Source organism: Escherichia sp. AM3 (genome assembly GCF_032029835.1).
GTDB classification, from domain to species: Bacteria; Pseudomonadota; Gammaproteobacteria; order Enterobacterales; family Enterobacteriaceae; genus Escherichia; species Escherichia coli.
The window spans coordinates 1-1086 of the sequence record NZ_JAVUPQ010000354.1 but is presented as its reverse complement, the minus strand read 5'-3'; the positions used below and the strand labels follow the sequence as shown (position 1 = coordinate 1086).

The window sequence follows — 1086 nt, the reverse complement described above, 5'->3', positions numbered from 1 at the left end:
GAAGAAAGAATTATGACGTTGTCTCCTTATTTGCAAGAGGTGGCGAAGCGCCGCACTTTTGCCATTATTTCTCACCCCAATAATTAAGCCTAAATTAAAGCTCTTTTACTCTTTCAAAATCCTTTCAGTTAATTGAGGTTGAGCAATATAACTCATTTAAATACATTTAGTTATGTGGCTTCTTTAATTGAAAATTCTTTCATGTAACTTTAAATCGATCTGCTTGCTTTCATCAAAAATCTGTACATATGCTTGTACATAATGTACAAAGCAGCAGAGGTGTTTTGCGATTTGTACAAGGTGAGTAATGGCGCTGTCTGATGCGTGGTTGCGTTCAGTCGTTGGAAAGGAACGTGATAAGGTTTTGGTTAAATCCGATCGTGATGGTCTGTCTGTCAGAGTATCACCGAAAGGTCGCGTAGTGTTCCAATATCGTTATCAATGGGCAGGGAAAGGTGAGCGTCTTGATATCGGAACTTACCCGGCAACTGGATTAAAAGAGGCCAGAGAAGAAGTTATCCGTCTCCGTGGTGAACTCGAGTCAAACCGTAATCCACGATTGGTCAAGCAGGCTGAAAAACGAAAAGCTACTGAAGCCATGACGGTAGAGTCTGTGATCCGTGCCTGGTATGAAGCATATTGTGTAAAAAATAAAAAAGGCTCTGAACAGATACTCCGCTCGTTTGAGCTGCACCTGTTCTCTAAAATCGGGAATATCCCTCACGATGCAGCTACATTGCATGATTGGTTAGAAGTCCTGGAGCCTCTTAGCACTAAGACTCCAGCAATAGCAGACCGATTGCTAATTAACGCAAAGCAGGCCCATGTCTGGGCGTATAAGAGAAAGCTCATTGAAACTCGCCCGCTGTCGGATATCACGGGTAAAGATATGGATATCCGTAAAGGTCAGAAGAAACGGTTTCTGACACATGATGAAATTAAAATCCTTTATGCTGCGATCGATGGTTCTCGAATGGTTCCTAAATACCGGGCCTTCATTAAACTATTGCTGCATTTTGGCTGCCGTAGTTCAGAGCTAATTACCGCCAGGGTGGACGATTTTGATTTCATTAATAAAGTATGGAC

General features: G+C 42.2%; 1 protein-coding gene and 1 pseudogene. Both read left to right on the top strand.

The genetic code is table 11. From position 1 onward, the window contains the following. Window positions 1–12 precede the first annotated feature (12 nt). Window positions 13–81 (top strand): annotated as a pseudogene (locus RTW80_RS31765) (hypothetical protein); the annotation flags it as partial. Window positions 82–307: 226 nt separating this feature from the next. After that, a partial coding sequence (locus RTW80_RS25765) for an integrase arm-type DNA-binding domain-containing protein (protein ID WP_312720899.1) occupies window positions 308–1086 on the top strand: 779 nt, incomplete at its 3' end.